This window comes from Pandoraea iniqua (assembly GCF_902459685.1).
GTDB classification, from domain to species: domain Bacteria; phylum Pseudomonadota; class Gammaproteobacteria; order Burkholderiales; family Burkholderiaceae; genus Pandoraea; species Pandoraea iniqua.
Genome location: NZ_CABPSF010000003.1, coordinates 713,401 through 733,468, shown reverse-complemented (window position 1 = coordinate 733,468; position 20,068 = coordinate 713,401). Strand labels below are relative to the sequence as shown.

General features: G+C 64.3%; 18 protein-coding genes and 1 pseudogene. 12 read left to right on the top strand and 7 right to left on the bottom strand.

All coding sequences use genetic code 11. From position 1 onward, the window contains the following. Positions 1–27: 27 nt before the first annotated feature. Entirely contained in the window at positions 28–309 is a 282-nt protein-coding gene (locus tag PIN31009_RS14280; protein ID WP_150790662.1) for a type II toxin-antitoxin system RelE/ParE family toxin, read from the top strand. A gap of 13 nt (positions 310–322) precedes the next feature. Then, positions 323–673 carry a HigA family addiction module antitoxin gene (locus tag PIN31009_RS14275; RefSeq protein WP_150685118.1) on the top strand — a complete coding sequence of 117 codons (351 nt, stop codon included), beginning with the start codon at positions 323–325 and terminating at the stop codon, positions 671–673. 63 nt (positions 674–736) lie between these two features. On the opposite strand, the gene trhA is transcribed toward PIN31009_RS14275, so the two are convergent. From trhA to PIN31009_RS14260, 3 genes are all read right to left on the bottom strand, one after another. Continuing rightward, complete coding sequence (gene trhA / locus PIN31009_RS14270; RefSeq protein WP_058378380.1) at positions 737–1,390, bottom strand: PAQR family membrane homeostasis protein TrhA; 654 nt, start codon at positions 1,388–1,390, stop codon at positions 737–739. Beyond that, positions 1,387–1,944, bottom strand: coding sequence for a peroxiredoxin (locus PIN31009_RS14265; protein WP_058378381.1), 558 nt, complete (start codon positions 1,942–1,944; stop codon positions 1,387–1,389). The genes trhA and PIN31009_RS14265 overlap by 4 nt, the downstream gene beginning before the upstream one ends. 188 nt (positions 1,945–2,132) lie before the next feature. Beyond that, positions 2,133–2,612, bottom strand: coding sequence for an Lrp/AsnC family transcriptional regulator (locus tag PIN31009_RS14260; RefSeq protein ID WP_058378382.1), 480 nt, complete (start codon positions 2,610–2,612; stop codon positions 2,133–2,135). 177 nt (positions 2,613–2,789) lie between these two features. Between PIN31009_RS14260 and ilvB the strand changes: the two genes are divergently transcribed. From ilvB to astA, 6 genes are all read left to right on the top strand, one after another. Beyond that, a complete protein-coding gene (gene ilvB, locus PIN31009_RS14255) occupies positions 2,790–4,619 on the top strand; it encodes a biosynthetic-type acetolactate synthase large subunit (protein ID WP_150790661.1) in 1,830 nt (609 codons plus the stop codon). 153 nt (positions 4,620–4,772) lie between these two features. Further along, a complete protein-coding gene (locus tag PIN31009_RS14250; RefSeq protein WP_212677094.1) occupies positions 4,773–5,552 on the top strand; it encodes a basic amino acid ABC transporter substrate-binding protein in 780 nt (259 codons plus the stop codon). Positions 5,553–5,702: 150 nt separating this feature from the next. Continuing rightward, on the top strand, positions 5,703–6,452 hold the full coding sequence (locus PIN31009_RS14245; RefSeq protein ID WP_150685120.1) for an amino acid ABC transporter permease: 750 nt from the start codon (positions 5,703–5,705) through the stop codon (positions 6,450–6,452). Further along, complete coding sequence (locus PIN31009_RS14240) at positions 6,439–7,161, top strand: amino acid ABC transporter ATP-binding protein (RefSeq protein ID WP_058378385.1); 723 nt, start codon at positions 6,439–6,441, stop codon at positions 7,159–7,161. Before PIN31009_RS14245 ends, PIN31009_RS14240 begins: the two co-directional genes overlap by 14 nt. A 211-nt stretch (positions 7,162–7,372) precedes the next feature. After that, on the top strand, positions 7,373–8,614 hold the full coding sequence (locus PIN31009_RS14235; RefSeq protein WP_150790660.1) for an aspartate aminotransferase family protein: 1,242 nt from the start codon (positions 7,373–7,375) through the stop codon (positions 8,612–8,614). 174 nt (positions 8,615–8,788) lie between these two features. Then, positions 8,789–9,985 carry an arginine N-succinyltransferase gene (gene astA / locus PIN31009_RS14230; RefSeq protein ID WP_246185671.1) on the top strand — a complete coding sequence of 399 codons (1,197 nt, stop codon included), beginning with the start codon at positions 8,789–8,791 and terminating at the stop codon, positions 9,983–9,985. A 17-nt stretch (positions 9,986–10,002) separates the two neighbouring features. Here the strand turns inward: astA and PIN31009_RS14225 are convergent, their stop codons facing one another. From PIN31009_RS14225 to PIN31009_RS14210, 4 genes are read right to left on the bottom strand one after another with little or no spacing between them, the layout of a single operon-like run. Continuing rightward, positions 10,003–10,959 carry a Csu type fimbrial protein gene (locus tag PIN31009_RS14225; protein WP_174997166.1) on the bottom strand — a complete coding sequence of 319 codons (957 nt, stop codon included), beginning with the start codon at positions 10,957–10,959 and terminating at the stop codon, positions 10,003–10,005. A gap of 14 nt (positions 10,960–10,973) precedes the next feature. Then, positions 10,974–13,523 (bottom strand): fimbria/pilus outer membrane usher protein, encoded by a 2,550-nt coding sequence (locus PIN31009_RS14220; RefSeq protein WP_150790658.1) that lies wholly within the window; start codon positions 13,521–13,523, stop codon positions 10,974–10,976. Next, complete coding sequence (locus PIN31009_RS14215) at positions 13,510–14,271, bottom strand: fimbrial biogenesis chaperone (RefSeq protein ID WP_150685124.1); 762 nt, start codon at positions 14,269–14,271, stop codon at positions 13,510–13,512. Before PIN31009_RS14215 ends, PIN31009_RS14220 begins: the two co-directional genes overlap by 14 nt. 10 nt (positions 14,272–14,281) lie before the next feature. Further along, the gene (locus tag PIN31009_RS14210; protein WP_150790657.1) at positions 14,282–14,809 is read right to left on the bottom strand and encodes a Csu type fimbrial protein; all 528 of its coding nucleotides are present in this window, start codon (positions 14,807–14,809) and stop codon (positions 14,282–14,284) included. Positions 14,810–15,324: 515 nt separating this feature from the next. Here PIN31009_RS14210 and PIN31009_RS14205 point away from each other — a divergent pair. The 4 genes and pseudogenes from PIN31009_RS14205 to PIN31009_RS14190 all read left to right on the top strand — a co-directional run. After that, entirely contained in the window at positions 15,325–15,909 is a 585-nt protein-coding gene (locus PIN31009_RS14205) for an HdeD family acid-resistance protein (protein WP_150790656.1), read from the top strand. A gap of 134 nt (positions 15,910–16,043) precedes the next feature. Next, a complete protein-coding gene (gene dps / locus PIN31009_RS14200) occupies positions 16,044–16,529 on the top strand; it encodes a DNA starvation/stationary phase protection protein Dps (protein WP_058378392.1) in 486 nt (161 codons plus the stop codon). A gap of 138 nt (positions 16,530–16,667) precedes the next feature. Then, positions 16,668–19,355 (top strand): bifunctional acetate--CoA ligase family protein/GNAT family N-acetyltransferase, encoded by a 2,688-nt coding sequence (locus PIN31009_RS14195; protein WP_150685127.1) that lies wholly within the window; start codon positions 16,668–16,670, stop codon positions 19,353–19,355. A 95-nt stretch (positions 19,356–19,450) separates the two neighbouring features. Next, positions 19,451–19,705: pseudogene (locus PIN31009_RS14190) on the top strand (CorA family divalent cation transporter); the annotation flags it as partial. Positions 19,706–20,068: the final 363 nt, after the last annotated feature.

Here is a 20,068-nt window from a genome sequence, read left to right as displayed (position 1 = left end):
AACGATATGTGTTATAAATTCGATCCCATGATCCAAACCTTCTCGGACAAGGTAACCGCTGCACTCTTCACCGGTCGCTGCGTGCGCAGGTTGCCGAAGTCGATTCAGCGCACCGCATTGCGCAAGCTATTGATGATCGATGCGGCGACTTGCGTGGAGGACTTGCTGGTACCGCCGGGCAACCGCTTAGAGGGGTTGCATGGCAAGCCAGTGGATTTGTGGAGCATTCGCGTCAATCAGCAATGGCGCGTGTGTTTCCGATTTGCGAAGGGCGATGCCTACGACGTGGGTATCGTCGACTATCACTGAATGAGGTTTTGCCATGAGCATCAGACGAGATCAGATCGACCAAACCGATTTTGCGGGGCTGGTCACCGGGGAATCGCTGGCACCGATTCATCCGGGGGAAATTCTGCACGAGGAATTCATGGTGCCGGGCGGCATGTCGGCGAACGCGCTGGCCTTGGCGCTCCATGTGCCCGCACCGCGCATCAACGATGTCGTGCGCGGCAAGCGGGGTATTTCGGCGGACACCGCTCTGCGCCTTGCGCGTTACTTCGGCACGTCGGCGGAGTTCTGGACCAACTTACAGGCGTCGTACGACCTGCGTGTGGCTTTGCAGGCCGCCGGCGCGGACATCATCCGTCAGGTGCTACCGCTGCGCACGGCCTGAACCTGAAACGCACTGCATCAGCCTGCATCAGACCTTGCGGCAGAGGTAACGTCAGAGAAAACGTCAGAGGTAGCGGCACACCGCGAGGTAGTGGCAGGCCGTGCCGCCGATGGCGAACAGGTGCCACACCAGATGTCCGAATTTGATGTGTCCGTCGAGCGAATAAAAGATGGCGCCGACGGTGTAGGCAACGCCGCCGGCATAGAGCCAACCGGCACCGGGCCCCGGAATGGCGGCGAGTACGGGGCCTGCAACGAGGACTGCCACCCAGCCGAGGCAGATGTACAGCGTTGTCGAGACGAGCGGCCGGTCGAGCAGGCCCAGCGTTTTGGCGATCAGGCCGGCGAGCGCCATAGCCCAGACACCGGTGAGCAGCGGCCAGCCCCACGGGTCATGCAGGATCTTGACGGTGAAGGGGGTGTAAGTCCCTGCAATGAAAAGAAAGATGGCGCAATGGTCCACCCGCATGAACACGCGCTTGGCGCGTCCGTCGGGGAGGCCGTGATAGAGCGCAGACGACAGGTAGACCACGACCATCGTGGCGGCAAACACGCCGATACCGATCTGCTGCGCCGCGCTCGGGCCTACGCTCGACGGCGGGCGTACGGCATTGAAGAGAAAAGGAATCGCGGCCAACGCCGCGAGGCACGCGAGTCCGTGGCTAATGCTATTGGCGACTTCTTCGCTACGCGTCTGCGCGCGAGCCTGCGCCTTCATGCGGGGTGGGCTGCTCGCCATTTGCGTACGGCTTCAAGAGTGTTGGCAACGTGCTTATCCGGATCGAGGCTCACGTAGCTGTAAATGACTTTCCCATCGGGGGCGATGACATACGAGACGCGGTTGGCCAGATCGGGTTTGAGCGCAAGCACGGCGTCGTAGGCGCGCATGATGTGCTGGTCCGTGTCGGCGGCGACGGCGAATTTGCTACGGCATTCCGACACCGAGAACTTGTTGAGCGTGTCGATGTTGTCGTGCGAGACGCCGATCACCGTGGCACCCATCGACTTGAACGTGTCGGTGGCCTCGGCAAAGTCATGCGCTTCGATCGTGCAGCCCGTTGTGAAGGCGGCAGGATAGAAGTACAGGACGACCGGTCCTTTCTTGAGCGCATCGGCCAGCGAGAACGAGAAGACGTTTCCGCCAAGCGAGGCCTGCGCCGTGAAGTCCGGTGCCGTGGCGCCAGTCTTTAGGGCCGCATGCGCGGGGATGAAACACCAGGCCGTCACGCCGAGAATTGCGGCTGCGGCTGTCACTCCGATCCAACGTTTCATGCAGTGCTCCCAAAGTGGATGCCTAACTGAATGCTTAAGGATAGAGGCTTGCGAGGGCACTGTCCAACGTGCGTAACGCGGGTGACAGTCTACTGTCGGGTTCGTGACACGAACAGGGCATTGCGCTGTCATTCGGGTCATGCATTGCGACGTTGCAACGACACGCCGTGAAGTTGCCCCGACGCGCACTAACTCCCCGCAGCCTGCGAGCCGATCGGCAAAACGGTGGTCGACTTAATCTGCGAGAGGGCGATCATCGAGTTGACCTCCTGCACCATCGGCAATTGCGACAGCCGTTCGAAGAAGAAGCGCTCGTAGGCGTCGACGTCGCGCGTGACGATGCGCAGCAGGAAGTCGACATTGCCCATCAGCACATGGCATTCGAGCACTTCCGGAAAATCCTGAATCGCTTTCGAAAACTCGGGCAGGGCGTTGCGATTGTGACCCGCAAGTTTTACGTGAGCGAACAGCATCACGTTCAGGCCGACCTTTTTGCGGTCGACCAGCGCGACGCGCCGCTCGATGATGCCCTCGGCATCCAGCCGGTCGATGCGTCGCCAGCACTGTGATTGGGACAGGCCAATCTGCTCGCCGATCTGAGCCGCCGACAGCGAAGCATCGACTTGCAGGATCGCGAGAATTTTCTCGTCAAATGCATCAAGTTGCATGATCAATTCCTCGGAATTTTTAATTTCGAATAAATCATGTGAAATTGGCGCGAATCTGTCAATGTTACGCGAAGCAATTACCTGCGCCTCGTCATAAGATTGACGCTAGTTTGTTGCACCTATCTTGTTGCACCCACCGCAACAGTTCGTCTGAAACCGCCGGAAAACCACGTACCCATGAAACTCGACCTGTCTCTGCCTGCCGCCGAAGCCGCCACCGGTGCTGTCGCCCAGCCCGTTGCCCCGTTGTCCGCCAAGGGTGCGGACCTCATTGCGCGCACGCTGGTAGAGATTGGTGTCGATACGGTGTTCTGCTACCCGGGCGGTGCCAATCTGGAAATGCTCGACGCGCTTTCGCGGGTATCCGTCACGCTGGTGCGTACGGAACATGAGCAAGGCTCGGTATTTGGCGCGCAGGGCTATGCACGCGCCACCGGTAAGCTCGGCGTTTGTCTGGCGACGTCCGGTCCGGGCGCGACCAATCTGGTCACCGGCATTGCCGACGCGGCGAGCGACTCGGTGCCGATTCTCGCGATCACGGGCAATGTCGCCACGCATTGGCTTGGCAAGAACGCCTTCCAAGAAGTGGATATCGTCGCGATCACCAAGCCGGTGACCAAGCTCGCCCGGCAAGTGCGCGAGGCGCGCGACATTCCGGCGGCGTTGCGCGAAGCCGCAGCGTGCGCGCTGGCGGGCCGTCCCGGCCCGGTGCTGGTCGACTTCCCGAAAGACATTCAACAGGCCCGCCCCGATCAGCCGACCGACAAGCGCTTTACCGCGCCGGTGCCGGCCGGCATGAGCGACGAGACGGCCCAACGCATCGCGGCCTTGCTGGCGAAAAGCGAGCGGCCGGTCATCTACGCCGGGGGCGGAGTGATCGCGTCGGGCACCAGCGACCGGCTCAAGGCGCTGGCCGAGGCGCTCAATTGCCCGGTGGCGCTCACGATGATGGGGCTCGGCGCGATGCCCGACGATCATCCGCTACTGCTCGGACCGCTTGGCATGCACGGCGCCTACGCGGCCAACGTGGCCGTCAACGAAGCCGATCTTGTGCTGGCACTGGGCGTGCGCTTCGACGACCGGGTGGTCGGCGATCCGACATTGTTTGCCCGGCACGCCAAGATCGTCCATATCGATGTCGATGCGGCCGAAATCGGCAAGAACAAGCCGGTGACACTGGGCGTGCACGCCGATTTGCGCGATGCCTTCAGCGGCCTGCTTGCCCATGCCACCCGCCGCGAGGTGCCGGACTGGCACGCTTACCTTGCTGAGCGCCGTGCGGCTCACCCGCTGCGGGCACCGGTGGCGCCGGTGTCAGGCGGGAACGATGACGCGGGCGTGCTGACCGGTGTCGACGTGATCGCCGCGCTGGCGGCGCTGCTCCCGCCGGAGGCGGTGGTGACGACAGGCGTCGGCCAGCACCAGATGTGGGCGATGCAGCACCTGCGCCTGCGCGAGCCGCGCACGTTCCTGTCGAGCGCCGGCTTCGGCACCATGGGCTTCGGCCTGCCGGCCGCCATCGGCGCAAAGGTCGCGCTGCCGGACGTGCCGGTGATCGATATCGATGGCGACGGCAGCCTGAACATGTCCGTCAACGAGCTGTCGACCTGCCGCCGTTACGGGCTGGGCGTCAAAGTATTGGTGATCAATAACCAGTGGCTGGGCATGGTGCGTCAGTGGCAGGACATGATCTATGCACGCAACCGCGTCGCCTCGTCGCTTGCCGATCCGAATGCGCCGGAAGGTGCCGACGATGGCCGTCCGTATCCGGACTTCGTGACCATCGCTGCCGGTTACGGCGTGGCTGGTGCCCGTGTCACGCGCGCTGAGGAACTGCCGGCGGCGCTGGCCCGCATGCTGGCCGACCCGAGCGAGCCGTATCTGCTCGACGTGCTGGTGGCCCGCGAAGACGACGTTTATCCGATGATTCCGGCCGGAAAATCGTACCGGGACGTGGTGTTCGGGCCGGGCGAGAGCGCGGGTCCGATCGCGGCCGGCGCGTTCTGAACGACGGCGCTGGCAGCGTTCCCATTCCGTGGGAATTGCGTCCCACGTCGCGAGATCGCAACGAGAAAACCCGCTTCGGCGGGTTTTTTTCGTTTCGGGGTCGGCGAGGAGTATCATTGCGCTCTTTTACGAATTCTCGCCTAGGAAATCAACATGTTGACGAAGCGCCTTGTTCTGGCCGCCGCCTGTTTTCTGACGACTTTCGCCGCCGTGCCGGCAGTGCAAGCTGCCGACCCCACGTACACCGTGGGTGCAGGCGGTACCTATCGTCCGTTCGAGTTCGAAACGCCGCAAAAAGAGCTGGTCGGCTTCGATATCGACGTCATCAAGGCGATCGGCAAGGCTGGTGGGTTCAATGTGAAGCTGGTCAGCACGCCGTGGGAAGGCATCTTCGCCACGCTCGACCAAGGCGACCGCGACATCATCATTTCGGGCATCACCATCACCGACAAGCGTCGTGAAATGGTCGACTTCTCGGCCCCGTACTTCCCGGCCGATCAGGTCATCATCACGTCGCCGGGTTCGAAGGTCGCCAATCTGGCCGACCTGAAGAAGCTGCAAGTCGGCGTGGTCAATTCGAGCACCGGCGACATCGCCGTCTCGGAAGAACTGGGCCGTGCCAGCACCTCGATCCGGCGCTTCGACAACACGCCGCTCATGCTCGAAGAGTTGTACCGCGGCGGTGTCGACGCTGCCGTGGGCGACGTGGGCGTGATCAAGTTCTACATCAAGAGCCATCCGGAAAAGCCGTTCAAGCTGGTCTACGACAGCAAGTTCAAGCGCCAGTACTTCGGTATTGCCGTGAAGAAGGGCAACAAGGTGGCGCTCGACAAGATCAACACCGGTCTGAAGAAGATCGTGGCTGACGGCACCTACGCCAAGATCTACAAGCAGTGGTTCGACGCCGACGTGCCGGCGCTGCCGCAACAATAAGTAACGCGTGTAAGATTCGCGCCACGCGCGCCAGTCATCTGGCCTCTCGCGGCCCGTGAGCTGATCGTCAGAACACCGACGTCAACCCCCGGGCCGCGAGCGTTTTTCTGCCGGCAAGCCGGTTCGTTTCATTTTGTATAAAGGTGCTTCATGGGTGGGTTCCAGTGGAACATCATCAGCGAGTACATGCCTCTGTTTGTCGAAGGCACGCTGATGACGCTCAAATGCACGGTGATCTGTGTGATCGCCGGCACGTTACTCGGGCTTGTGCTCGGCGTCGGCCGTCTGGCCGAGGCGCGTCATGGCTTCTACAAGTATTTCCTGCGCTACGGTGTGCAGCTCCCGGTGCGCTTCTACGTCAGCTTTTTCCGTGGCACGCCGCTGTTCGTGCAGATTCTGCTGATCCACTTCGCGCTCATGCCGATGCTGATCAACCCGTCGGGCGGTCTGCTAATCAGCGGCGACCTCGCGCGTGAAATCCGCTCGCAGCACGGCGCGTTCATGTCGGCGGTGCTGGCCATCTCGCTCAACGCGGGTGCCTACGTGTCGGAAATCTTCCGTGCCGGTATCCAGTCGATCGACCGCGGTCAGGCCGAAGCGGCCCGCTCGCTCGGCATGACGTACATGCAAACGCTGCGCAAGGTGGTGCTGCCGCAGGCGTTTCGCCGCATGCTGCCCCCGCTGGGCAACAACGCCATCGCGATCGTGAAGGACTCGTCGCTGGCGTCGGCCATCGGGCTGGCGGAACTGGCGTATGCCGCCCGGACCGTATCGGGCGCCTATGCTCGTTACTGGGAGCCGTACCTGACGATTTCGCTCATCTACTGGGTGATCACGCTGGTGCTGTCGGCATTTGTTCAACATTTGGAAACGAGGTACGGCCAAGGTGATCGTCGTTAACAACCTGCAAAAGCAGTACGGCGAGACGCACGTGCTGCGCGGCATTACCTGCCGAATCGAAGAAAGCGAAGTGGTGTGCGTGATCGGGCCGTCGGGCTCGGGCAAGAGCACGTTCCTGCGCTGTCTGAATGGACTCGAAGACGTCAGCGGCGGCGAAGTGCTCGTCAACGGCTTCCACGTCGAAGACCCGAAGACGAACATGAATGCCATGCGCGCGAGCGTCGGCATGGTGTTCCAGCGCTTCAACCTGTTCCCGCACATGTCGGTGCTCGAGAACCTGATTCTCGCGCCCATGCAGGTCAACAGCCTGAAGCGCGATCAGGCCGTGACGGTCGCCGAGCAACTGCTGCGCAAGGTCGGGTTGATCGACAAGATCGACGCGTTCCCGAACCAGCTCTCCGGCGGCCAGCAGCAGCGCGTGGCGATTGCCCGCGCGCTGGCCATGCAGCCGACGGTGATGCTGTTCGACGAACCGACCTCGGCGCTCGACCCCGAACTCGTGGGCGAAGTGCTGGAAGTCATGAAGTCGCTCGCCGAAGAGGGCATGACGATGGTGGTGGTCACGCACGAAATGGGGTTTGCGCGGGAAGTCTCCGACCGCGTGCTCTTCATCGATCAGGGCGTGATCATGGAAGAAGGCCATCCGGAGCAGATCTTCTCGGCACCGAAGCACGAGCGCACGCGCGAATTCTTGCGCAAAGTCTTGTAATTCTTGTAATTCGTTTGTTCCAGATGCGCGCGACGGTGTATCCGCGCGCCGCATCTGATTACAATGCGAGGGTACGCGCGTCAGGTGCCATAAGACACCCGCGCGCCGCCGGCGCCCTGAGCCCCCAGCCAGGTCTTCTTTTACAGGGCAGTGACCGTTGTCCGGGCCTGCTCCGCAATCCCCGATTGCACCCAGATTTCACGAGGTAGTCATGAGCCAGCCAATCGCTGTGACCCGCCAGACGTTCGACGACGTAATGGTGCCCAATTACGCTCCTGCCCAGATGGTGCCCGTGCGCGGCGAAGGCTCGCGCATGTGGGATCAGCAAGGTCGTGAGTATGTCGATTTCACCGGCGGTATCGCGGTCAACGCGCTGGGTCATGCGAACCCCGAGCTGGTGAAGGTCATCGAAGAGCAGGCACGCAAGGTCTGGCACATCGGCAACGGCTACACCAACGAGCCGGTGCTTCGCCTGGCCAAGGCGCTGACCGACGCGACGTTCGCCGACAAGGCCTTCTTCTGCAACTCGGGGCTCGAAGCCAACGAGGCCGCGCTCAAGCTGGCCCGTCGCTACGCATTCGACCATGCGGCTGAACGTGGCGGCAAGGATAAGAGCGAAATCATCTCGTTCTTCAACTCGTTCCACGGCCGCTCGCTGTTTACCGTGAGCGTGGGCGGTCAGGCCAAGTACACCGAAGGTTTCGGTCCGCTGCCGGCCGGCATCATGCACCTGCCGTACAACGATCTGAAGACCTTCGAGGCCACCATCTCGGACGCGACGGCTGCCGTCATCGTCGAGCCGGTGCAAGGGGAAGGCGGCGTGCTGCCGGCTGACCCGGCATTCCTCAAGGGCCTGCGCGAGCTGTGCGACAAGCACGGCGCGCTGCTGATTTTCGACGAAGTGCAGACCGGCGTCGGCCGCACGGGCACGCTCTACGCTTACGAGCAATATGGCGTCACGCCGGACATCCTGACGACCGCCAAGGCGCTCGGTAACGGTTTTCCGATTGGCGGCATTCTCACCACCAGCAAGATTGCCGCGAGCTTCTCGCCGGGCACGCACGGCTGCACGTACGGCGGCAACCCGCTCGCGACGGCCATCGCCGGGCGTGTGCTCGAACTGATCAACACCGCCGAGACGCTGAATGGCGTGAAGGCGCGTCACGATCATTTCATCAAGGGCATTGAAGCGATCAACGCGCGTCATGGCGTGTTTGCCGACGTGCGCGGCATGGGCCTGTTGATCGGTGCCGTGCTCAAGCCGGCCTTCGCCGGCCGTGCCAAGGAAATCGTGGCCGAGTCGGAGAAGAACGGCCTGATGCTGCTGATCGCCGGTGGCGATGTGGTGCGTTTTGCGCCGTCGCTGAACATTCCGTTCGCCGACATCGATGCGGGCCTCGCCTCGCTCGAGAAGGCCGTTGCGACACTGGCAGCCACGGCAAAGGCCGCCTGAACGGGGCGACCTTTTGACTGAGCACGCGCGCGTGTTCACTCGTCTGCCTGTATGACTTCGGGCCGGACCGACGGAAACGTCGCTCCGGCCCGTATTGCAACTAGCGGCAACTAGCGGCAAGTAGTGGCAGCTAGCGGCAACTAGCAGTCCCAACGTCTGTCCACCGGATATGCCATGACGCGTCAATCGAAAGCGGTGAAAGTCTCGCCAGTGCAGGACGAAGCGGCGAATCGCGGGGCGCCGGGCGACGCCACGGCGGCACATTCGGGCGCAGGGGCAAGCATCAGCGCCAACGACAGCACGTCCGAGGCCACATCGCTTCGGGTCGTACGTCAGGCGCGCCGCGAAGATCTGCCTGCATTGTTGAAGCTGGCCGCACTGGCGGGCCCGGGCATGACGTCGTTCAAGCCGGATCCGGCAGCACTCGAAGCGCGCCTCGAGCGCGTGACGGCCACGCTGGACGACCGGGCGCCAACGGCCGAGCAGGGTTATCTGTTCGTGATGGAAGACGTCGCGACCGGCACCATCGCCGGTGTGTGCGGCATCGAGGCGGCCGTGGGGCTGGAACAGCCGTTCTACACGTACCGCAAAGACACGATCGTGCACGCGAGCCGCGAGCTGAACGTGTGGTCGCGCATGCTCACGCTGTCGCTCTCGAACGATCTCACCGGCTATAGCGAGCTGTGCTCGTTGTTGCTCGACCCGGCGTGGCGGGGACACGGCAACGGCGCCTTGCTCTCGAAGGCGCGTTTCCTTTTCATGGCGCAGTTCCCGGAGCGCTTCGGCCCGCATGTGTGTGCCGAATTGCGCGGGTTCTTCGACGACAACGGGCAGAGTCCGTTCTGGCAGTCGCTCGGTCAGCACTTCTTCAAGATCGATTTCGATCAGGCGGACTATCTGACGTCGGTCGGCAAGAAGTCGTTCGTGGCCGAGTTGATGCCCAAGTATCCGATCTACGTCGATTTCCTCTCGCCGCAGGCGCAGGCCGCCATCGGTGTGACGCATCGCGACACTTTGCCCGCGCGGCGTCTGCTGGAGCAGGAAGGGTTGCGCTCCGGGTCGCACGTCGACATCTTCGACAGCGGCCCCGTGCTCGAAGCGCGCGTGGCCGATTTGCGTGCGGCGCGCGACAGCCGGTATCTGAGCGTGAATATCGGCGCTGACGACGGGAGCGTGCCGCCGGTCGCCAACGCGGAACCCTATCTCGTCGCGTGTCTGGGGCTTGGCGGGTTTCGCGCCACGCTTGTGACCGGGCGTCCGGAGCGACGGGCGTTCACGCTCAGTCCGCTTGCGGCAAAGGCCCTCGGCGTCAAGCAGGGCGATCGCGTGCAGGTATTGCCGCTCAAGCCGCCGCGTGCGGACGCCATCTGAGCGCCCACCCCCGGGTTTCAGAACTGAATCGTCGCCGTGACCGTATCGGTGTAGAGCCCCGGCGCGGGTGTCGTCTGCACAGGCACTCGCGCGTAGATCGGCACGGCCTGCACGACACCGGTGCCGATGCCGGTGAGCTGCGACGTGCCTGAGGTGCCATCGCCCCAGATGGTGCTGTATCCGCTATCGAGATAGAGCTGATAGCTCACGCGTGACGCAGTGAGCCCCGTCATCGAGCGCGCCGCCACGGTGCCCGCCAATCCCCCCGACAGGCTGATGCGAAACGCATCGTTCTTCGTGCATTGCACGGTGAGCGTGCTGCTGCCTGTGACTACCTTGCTGAGCGTGGACTGCGTGGCGAAGGTGATGTTGGCGGCCGCAATCGTGCAGTTGTTGATGACCGTGACATTGGCATTGAAGGGCACCCCGGCGGCGGCCGTCATTGCGCTGCCGCAGGCTGGCGCAGGGGAGAGTGCGGCATACGACGCGTATTGCAGCGTCGCGTCGGTGGCAGCGAACGCGTGGGTGTACACCGTGTTGCCGTTCGACGACGTGGGTACGGTGGTCTGCGATGCCGTAATGCGTGCGTAGAGGTTGACGTTCTGCGTGACCGTGCCGCCGAGGATGTTGCGCGCCATGGTCACCGCGATGACGTTGGCGGTGCTGTTGCCCCACGCGGTCGAGAACGCCGGGTCGATGAACAGCCCGAAGTTGATCGCGTTGCCTGAGTTCACGAGCGTGAGCGGCTGGCTGGCGTTGAGCGCCAGACAGAGTTTGACGTTCGGGTTACCGCCGAGCAGCGGAAATGTGCATGACACGGGAATCGTGCCGGTGGCCGAGAGCGCCGCGCCGGAGATCGGACTGAAGGCGGAAAACGCCAGCGTCGGCGTGCCGATCGAGCAAGTTTGCCCCGCAGCGGCCGTGCTGAAGGCGCAGAGGCACGCGGCGACCCGGACGGGCACGGGTAAGGTCATGAACCTCATGAATCTCATGAACCATCCTCCCGGGCTGTCGACGCCTGCGCACCCGGGCCGCGCGACTTGGCATCGTGTGCCAGCGCGCCGAAGGGAATGCACACGAGCGGGCCGACGCGGGCAATCTCGCCATCGGGCGGGGCTCGCCAGTCGAACGTTGCGCGGCAGCGCTGCACGCCATCGTGCGATTCGAGCGTGTTGCGCGGGGCGAGCGTGTCGATGAACGCCTCGCCGTCGTAGCCCACCACGGTGATGAAGCCGCTTTGCACATGCCGCACCGATGCCCCGGGTTTGAGCGGCACACCGGCCGCGCTCACCAGCGTGATCAGCGCCGCTTGATAGCGCCGCACGGGAAAGCGTACGAGCACGCCGGCGCCCGTTTGCGGCGCAATGCGCCGCTCGGTCGTCACGACCTCCAGATCGGCGGGCAGGTGCATGGGATCGATGCCGATACGTGCCTGTTCGAACCCGTTCAGATCCGGCACGAGAAAGTAGCCACGCGCATCGGTATGCCCGATCGGCACCGATTCGCGCAACACGGGCACATCGGCGCGGCCGTCGGTGCTGACGAGGGCGAAGGCGTCGTACGTGCGCCGCGTGGCATGCAGGCTGCGGTCCATGACGACGAGGGCGCCGGTCATGCCGAGGGCTGCGCCGCGCTGACGGCCCACTTGCTGTGCCAATGCCGACACTTCGCCATGGCGCCCGAGATAGCGCAGCTCGCCTTGCGCGGTGCGTTGTGAAAAGGCCCGCCCGCCGAGCACTTGCCAACCCCAGCCGCCGCCGTAGTCGGGCGTGCGTCCTGCCGACGCCCACGCTTGGGTTTGACCGTCCTGTTGCGTGACGGAGGCACTCCCCAGCACGCCATTCCCTAGCAGCAGGCTCAACATGGCGAACACCCCGTGCGAGCGCCGTCGCGCGAGGTCGCGAAAGCCGCCGATCGAGAGCATGCCGCGTGAGCTGGCCGGCACGTTGAGGCTGGCGGACAGCACGCGCGTGGCAGGCTGGCGCGGCGCACGCTGGCCGAAGTAGGCGAGCGACGCCGTGCCGCCCCGTCCCCACGGCACCGAGACGCTGACACGTTCGCTGGCATCGGCGGCGGGTGACCCGTCGAGCGATGCAAGATCGCGATATCGGCCCGCCGTGCGGATGATCTGCGCATCGACGCTCACGCGCCGCGAAATGTACTGGTAGCCCGCGCTCCATTGAGCGCCGGTGCGGCGTCCGCCGGACGCGGCCATCGCCGCACTGATCACCCCGGCGCGCCGCAACGCGATTAGCGCGCCGACACCACCCATCGCGAGACGTCGACCCGCTTGTGCCTGCGCTTCCAGCGTGAGCGTGTCGGTGACCCCATATCGCGCCGCCACCGAGGCGACCGGATGATGCCGATACGAAAACGAACGCACGCCATAGTCGTCGCGCGGCAAACCGGCTTCCAGCGAGAAGCTCGACAGCCCCTTGGCCAACAGCCGTGGATCGATGTAGAGCGGCACGGTCGTGATCTGCTCGCGCCCGAGCGCATCGCGTGTGACGACGCTTGCCTGCAAATCGCCGGTCAGTCCCGGCGCCTCCTGAATCACGAAAGGCCCCGGCGGCACGCGGCTGCCGAAGCGCCGCACACCGTCGAGATACAGATCGACCGAAGACGGCACGACGGCGCTGCCTCGCAACGCAGGCACGGGGAACGTGACCAGATCGGGGCGCAGGCTGAAGTTGCGTCGCCATTGCAGCCCCGCAATCCGCACGGAGCGGGACCATGACAACGAGCCCGTAATGAGGTCGCCCGCCGTCCAACTGGTCAGCGTGGCCGGGTCGTTGCGTTGCCACGCAGTGTCGTAGCGCAAGTAGCCGCGCCGCCATGGCGAGTGTTCGATGAGCCCGGTCTGCGAGACGCTGGCCCCCGACCAGAAACCACGGACTTCGCTCCACACCGACGCCTGCGTGTGACGGTCGCGTTGCAAGTAGCCGTCGTAGTTCACGATCAGGCCGGGGTCGGCCGTGGCGTTCACGGCCTCGGCGAGCATGCCCCCGACGCGATAGGGCGTGAGCCACGCGTCGCCCAGACGAAGATCGAGGCGCTGGTGCGTGGCATCGTAGGCAACCTGCACGCCGTCGAGCGTATCGAGCGCAACTTCCCGCGCGTCGTCACGCGGCAGTGCGTTGGCAGACAGGCCAAGCCGGCGCAAGTCGCCGGCGTTGACGAACCAATGGCCGTTGCGCCGCGTGAACGGGGCCAGCAACCCGGTCGGCTGACCGTTGATGAGCACGTCGAGAACGTAGCGACCGTCGGGCCGGGCAGGGGACGTCGGCGTCGGCGGCGCCATCACCGTTGCCGCAGGCACGTCGGTGCGTGCTTCGGCTACGGACGGCTCGGCCGCCGCCGCAGTGGCCAATGCGCCCGCGCTCGACGCCGGACCGCTCAAGGCCATTGTCGACACCATGACGCTGGCCACCGCACCCGACGCCACGCGCACCACGCCGCGCCGCTCGGGGCGGCCGAGGGCGCGGTCGTGGGGGGTGAGGGGCGCGAGGGCCGCACAGCCACGGTTACCGCTCGCCATCCGCGGTGGGGCTGGCAGCAAACCGCATCGGCACCGTATCGATGCGCGACTCCACGGTGAACGGCGGGATCGGCGGTGCGCCTGACGGCCACCGCACGGCAAAGCGCCGTGTCTGCCCGGCCAGTACGTAACCCAGCAACCCGTGCGTGAGCTCAACGCTCCGGCCCGTGGCGTCAAGCACGCGCGTGGCGCCCAACTGGGCGTGCTGTTCCCCGTCGTTGTGTACTTCCAATTCACCTCGCAGCCAGTGCATGTCGAAGCGCAGCGACGGCGCCTGCGCGTCGGTTGCCTGCACGAATACCGGCAGCGAATAGCGCAGGCGGATGGTGACGCCCTCGGCCGGTGCCTCCGCCACGGCAGGCAGTTCGTCGACCAGCAGCCGATAGCTCTGCTCGCCCTGCGTGGGCTCGGCGCTCAGGCGCACAAGCCGCACGATCTGCTGCTCACCGGGCTCGATACGCAGGATCGGCGGGCTGGCGATCAGGGCTTCGGTCGGCATGAGCACGTTCTCGCCATCTCGCTGCGTCCAGACGTACAGGCGCAGTTGCCCGTGAATCGGCAGGTCGCCGGTGTTGCCTAGGGTGAGTGTGGTCGCAGGTTGCGCCGGTGCCAGACTGACGATCACGGGCGAGACCTGAAGGCTCGCGCCATTGCCGTCGGTCACGCCCAGCGTCAACAGGGCGACAAAGGCACCGCTGGCCGCCCGGGCGGCGTGACGGCGGGCGTCGGGTCTCGAGGGAGTCGTCATCGTGATGGCCTCAGAAATACACGGTCGCCGTCACCGTCGAGGTGTAGACGTCCGGTGTCGGCATGGTGGCCGAGAGTGTTGCCTGCCCGTAGACGGTGTACGTTTTCAGCACGCCGCTGCCCGAGTCGCCCAGCGTATTGGTGCCTTGGGTGTTGCCCCACGGCGTGGCATGGCCCGAGTCTTGATAGAGCCCGAACGGAATGGTCGTGGTGTTGCCGGTAAGCGTGCCCGCGAGCAGGCGGCTGGTCTCGGTGGAGCTGGCGGTGGTGCCGGCGTTCAGCCCGATGTTGTAGCCGGTGGACGAGGTGCAGATCACGGTCAGCGTCGAGGTGCTCGATACCGGCCCGGTGGCCGAGCCTTGCACGGGCGTGAACGTCATCGGCGTCGCCGCAATAGTGCACCCCGGCAGAATGGTCAGCGACACCAGCATCGTTGCCGTCGCCGAGCCGTTGGAGTATGTGGCGCCTTGTACGGGGCCATTCAGTGCGAGCAATCCGGCAGCCCCGGACAGGGCCAGGCACAGCAGCGATTTCTTCATCGTCGTTCTCCTTCGGAGTCCTATTTGAAAGTGAGGCCATTCGAAGCGCGTTCAGGCACTAAGCGGCACGGCGGGTACTACGCGGACAGCGTTGGTGACACCTGTTTTACAGACGCTGTTTACGTAGTTTATGAAGGCAATTGCGCGGAATGCGCGTGCTTGCGGGCCTTTCGGAATGTTCCCAACGATGCGACGAGATGCCGCGCTTTCCGTGCCGCTGGCATACGCGCAACGCGCATGTTTCGGCGAGACGCAGTGCGCACGCGTGGATGTGGCGCAACAGAGGCGGCCGCGGGCTCGCGCCCTGTGCGACACCGTGTCGCAGGCCGATATGACGGCGATCAATGCCTGCGTGCGCAGCACAAGCATTCGCGCATATTTCACTTGCCCTCGTTACGTCGCCGTCTCTAGAATGACTTCTTGACGCGTATCGGGCGTCGTCTGCGCTACCCGCGCAAGACACGCCGCCCGCCGCCCGTGTTCGCTGCCTGCGGATATTTCACGAGAGGGATGCCATGCTCAGACTTCTGTCGAAATACTGGTGGTTGCTTGTTTTGCGCGGCGTACTCGCCGTTGTCTTCGGGATCGCGGCATTTACGGTGCCCGGTGTGACCCTTGCCGTGCTAGTGCTGTGCTTTGGTGCGTTTTCGTTTGTCGACGGGGTCTTTTCTCTCGCCGGTGCGTGGAGCGCGCGTAAAGAGCACGCCGAATGGTGGCTGCCGCTGTTACAGGGCGTTGCCGGCATCATCATCGGTGTCCTGACTTATCTCAACCCGGCGTTGACCGCCGTTGCGTTGCTCATCTATATCGTCGCCTGGAGTTTCGTCACCGGCGTGCTGCAAATTGCAGCCGGTATTGCGTTGCGCCGTGAGATCCAAGGCGAGCTGTGGATCATTCTTTCCGGTGTGTTCAGCATTCTGTTTGCCGTGTTCATCATGTGGCAGCCGGGTGCCGGGGCGTTGGCGCTCATCTGGGCCATCGGCGCGTGGGCCATCGTGTGGGGCGTACTGCTCGTGTTGGCCGGCTTCAAATTGCGGGGCGTGGCGCACGGTGCGTCGCCCACGTCCTCATCGACAAATTCGGGGCATGCGCGGCCTTGATGCCGTCGCATGGCGCAATACGATTCCCCGATCAGCGTTTCCGTTCGTCCGCCCAAGTGGCCCCGGCCACCTGATGCCGGCGGATTCCTCCCCCCGGCAGCCGCTGTGCTGCCAGACGTCAGCAGGAGTGTGAAATGGCTCTGAACCATACGCGTAACACCCTCGGTGAAAAGATTCGTATCGAGTCGGTCAATCTGCTCAACCGCGGGCTGATCAACGGCATCGACGTCCAGCGTCAGGCCAAGCAGGCGCATTGGAACGTGCACGGCCCGGGCTTCATCGAACTGCATCTGTTGTTTGACGACGTGTACAACGCCGCGATCGAATGGGCCGACCTGTGCGCCGAGCGTCTCGTCGCGCTCGGTGGCGTGGCCGACGGCCGTGTGCAGACCGTGGCGGAAAAGACCGAACTGCCGAAGTACAAGAACGAGTTCAAGCGCGGGCTCGATCACGCCGCCGCGCTGGCCGAGGCGCTGGCCGCCTATGGCGAAATCATTCGCGGCCTGATCGACGCATCGGCCGAGATCGGCGACGCCACCACGTCGGACGTCTTTACCGAAATCTCGCGCGGTGTCGACGATCACCTCTGGAAGGTCGAGGCTCACCTTCGCGGCGAGTAAGCCCCATCCGGCCGCTGACAGTCGTTGGCGGCCGATCTATCGTGAATGCGCGCACCGGCGTTGGTCCGGGGCGCGCATTTGTCGTCTTTGCCTGACTCCTTCCGCCCGAATTCCCTTGTTTCTGCCCCCGGAGCCGTTATGACCACCCGCAATCTGAGCCAAATGTTCCAGCCGAAGTCGGTCGCCGTCATCGGGGCGTCCAACCGCGAGCGTCGTGTGGGCACGACCGTGCTGCAAAACGTGATCGACGGCGGCTTCGAGGGCGCGATCTACCCGGTCAATCCGAAGTACTCGACGCTTGCGGGACTCAAGTGTTATCGCGACGTGGCCGACCTGCCGCAGGCCCCCGATCTTGCCGTGATCTGCACGCCGCCCACGACGGTGCCCGACCTGATTCGCGACCTCGGCGAGCGCGGCACGCGTGCCGTGGTGGTGCTTACCTCGGGGCTTGCGCGGGAGCGCGATCGCGACGGCGTGACGCTGCAAGATCGCATGCTCAAGAACGCCAAGCCGCACGTGCTGCGTATTCTCGGGCCGAACTGCATCGGGATGCTGAGCCCGGGCATCGGGCTGAACGCCAGCTTCGCCCACATGGGCGCACGGGCGGGTAATCTCGCCTTCGTGTCGCAATCGGGGGCGCTGACCACGGCCGTGCTCGACTGGGCCGACGCGCGCGAGATCGGCTTCTCGCATTTCGTCTCGATGGGCGACAGCGCCGACGTGGACTTCGGCGACATGCTCGATTACCTCGCGAGCGATCCGCGCACCGATGCCATCCTGATGTACATGGAATCGATTCGGGACGCGCGCAAGTTCATGTCGGCGGCGCGCGCTGCCTCGCGCAACAAGCCGGTGGTCGTCATCAAGTCGGGCCGGGTGCCGGAAGGGGCACAGGCCGCCGCGTCACATACCGGGGCGCTGGCCGGTGCCGACGACGTCTACGACGCCGCGATTCGCCGCGCGGGCATGTTGCGCGTGAATACCACCGACGAACTGTTTGCCGCCGTCGAGACGCTGGCGCGTTTGCGACCGTTCTATGGCGACAAACTGTCGATCATGACCAACGGCGGCGGGGCCGGGGTGATGGCCACCGACGCCCTCGTACTCGACGGCGGTAAGCTGGCCCATCTGTCGGACAAGACCCGCGACGCGCTCGACGCTGCGCTGCCGAAAACGGTGGGCCGTGTGAATCCGGTGGACATCGGCGGCGACGCGGATCTCGCGCGCTATACGGCAACCCTCGCCGCGTTGTGCGAAGACCCGGAGACGGCAGCGGTGCTGTTTATTCAGGCGCCCACGGCCGTCATGCCGAGTGTGGACGTGGCGAACGCACTGGCGGCGTTGCCCCGGCCATCGAAGAACGTGTTCACGTGCTGGCTGGGCGGCGAGACGGCCGAGCGTGCACGACGTATCTGCCGCGAGGCCGGGTTGCCGACCTACGACACTCCGGAGAATGCGGCACGTGCCTTCCTCGAAGCGGTGAACTATCGCCGCAACCAGTCGTTGCTGATGGAAACCCCGCCGTCGATTCCGCCCGGTTTCTCGCCGGACGTGGCGCGCGTGCGTGCCATCGTCGGCGACGCGATGCGCGAGGGCCGCGAATTGCTTACCGAGCCCGAGGCGAAGGGGGTGCTTGCCGCGTACGGCATTCCCGTCGTCGAGACTGTGGTGGCCGATACGCCCGAGCATGCCGCCGAATTGGCGCAGGGCCTCGGCTTCCCCGTGGCCGTCAAACTGATTTCGCCTGACATCACGCATAAGTCGGATGTCGGCGGCGTGGTGCTCAATATCGAGACGGCGGAGCAGGCACTGGACGCGGCGCGCCAGATCCGCAAACGGGCGCTCGCCGCCAAGCCCGACGCTCGCGTGACCGGCTACTCGGTGCAGCGCATGGCGAACGGCGCCGAGGCCTTCGAGCTGATCGTCGGCGTGGCGACCGATAGCGTGTTCGGTCCGGTGCTGTTGTTCGGGCAGGGTGGCACGGCAGTAGAAGTGATTGCCGATCGCACGATCGGGCTGCCACCGCTGAACCTAAATCTGGCGCGCGATATGGTGGCGCGTGCCCGTGTGTCGAAACTGATCGCGGGGTATCGCAGTCGACCGGCTGCCGATCACGAAGCGATCTATCTCACGCTGGTGAAGCTCTCGCAACTGGTGTGCGACGTGCCCGAGATTGCGGAACTCGACATCAATCCGCTGTTCGCCGATTCGCGCGGCGTGCTGGCGCTCGACGCGCGCATCGTGGCGCGCAAGCCGGTGGCACCGGGCCACGCTCGTCTGGCCATCCGTCCGTATCCGCAGGAGCTGGAAAGCACGATCGACGCCGGCGGCAAGCCGGTGCGCGTGCGTCCGATCCGCCCGGAAGACGAGCCCGCCTACAACCAGTTTTTCCACACGCTGACGCCGCAGGATGTGCAGTTCCGCTACTTCGGGCTGATCAAGGAACTGTCGCACTCGCAAATGGCACGCGTGACCCAGATCGACTACGACCGCTCGATGACGTTCGTGGCGACGGAAAAGGACGACGACGGCAATACGCGGCTGCTCGGTGTGGTGCAGGCGCTGGCCGACCCCGACAACACGGTGGCCGAATTCGCCGTCACGGTGAGCCCGGCCGCACAAGGCCGGGGGCTGGGGCGGGCGCTGATGGAACACATCGTCGACTACAGCCGCAAGCGGGGTACCGGGGAACTCATCGGCTATGTACTCACGGCAAATACGCGTATGCTGACACTCGCCCGGCACCTCGGCTTTGTGGACGACAAAGAGATGGAACCGGGCATTGTTCATATCCGGCTGCCGCTGCAACAGACGGCGCAGGCGTAAGGAGACATGGTTCGCGCCGTCAGTCGAGGGTGGCGCGAACGCTGTGCTTGTCGCTTGCCCGCGAGGCAGGGTAGCCGCCTCGACCAAGGATTCGAATGCTAGTGAACTGCGTGGCCTATGAGGATGGCCGCAAGATCGCCGACCTGCACCCCGATGAAATTTCGGACTATCTCGAGCGTCCGCATTGCTTCGTCTGGGTGGCGCTCAAAGACCCGGGGCCGGGAGAACTCGCGCAGATGCAGCACGAGTTCGGCCTGCACGACCTCGCGGTCGAAGACGCGCAGCACGGTCATCAGCGCCCGAAGATCGAACAGTACGGCGACTCCCTCTTTGCCGTGCTTCACGTGCTGTGGGGAGGTGCTCGTTTTGTCACTGTGGGAGAGCCGTGGCCGATCAGGCGGAAACCCACGCTGGGCGTGGCGTCATGCGATTTCTCGATGCCAAAACTTCGCGAAAGCGATTTGCGAGAAACTGATGCCAAATGAGTAATTTTTGCGGAGTTTTTGTCACAGGGATGAGGGGCGATTGAGATATTCAGCGAGGAATCGTCAAATATGGCTCGTAACGAGCTGCCGCTCAAACCACCCTAATCGCTGCGCCGATAACTGTGATGTCGCCGAGCATGCGGGAGCGCGAGGGACGTGAACGCCAATGCCCATGTGGTTCCTGGGGATATTTGTACGTCGAGCACAGAATGCGAAAACGCAAGAGAA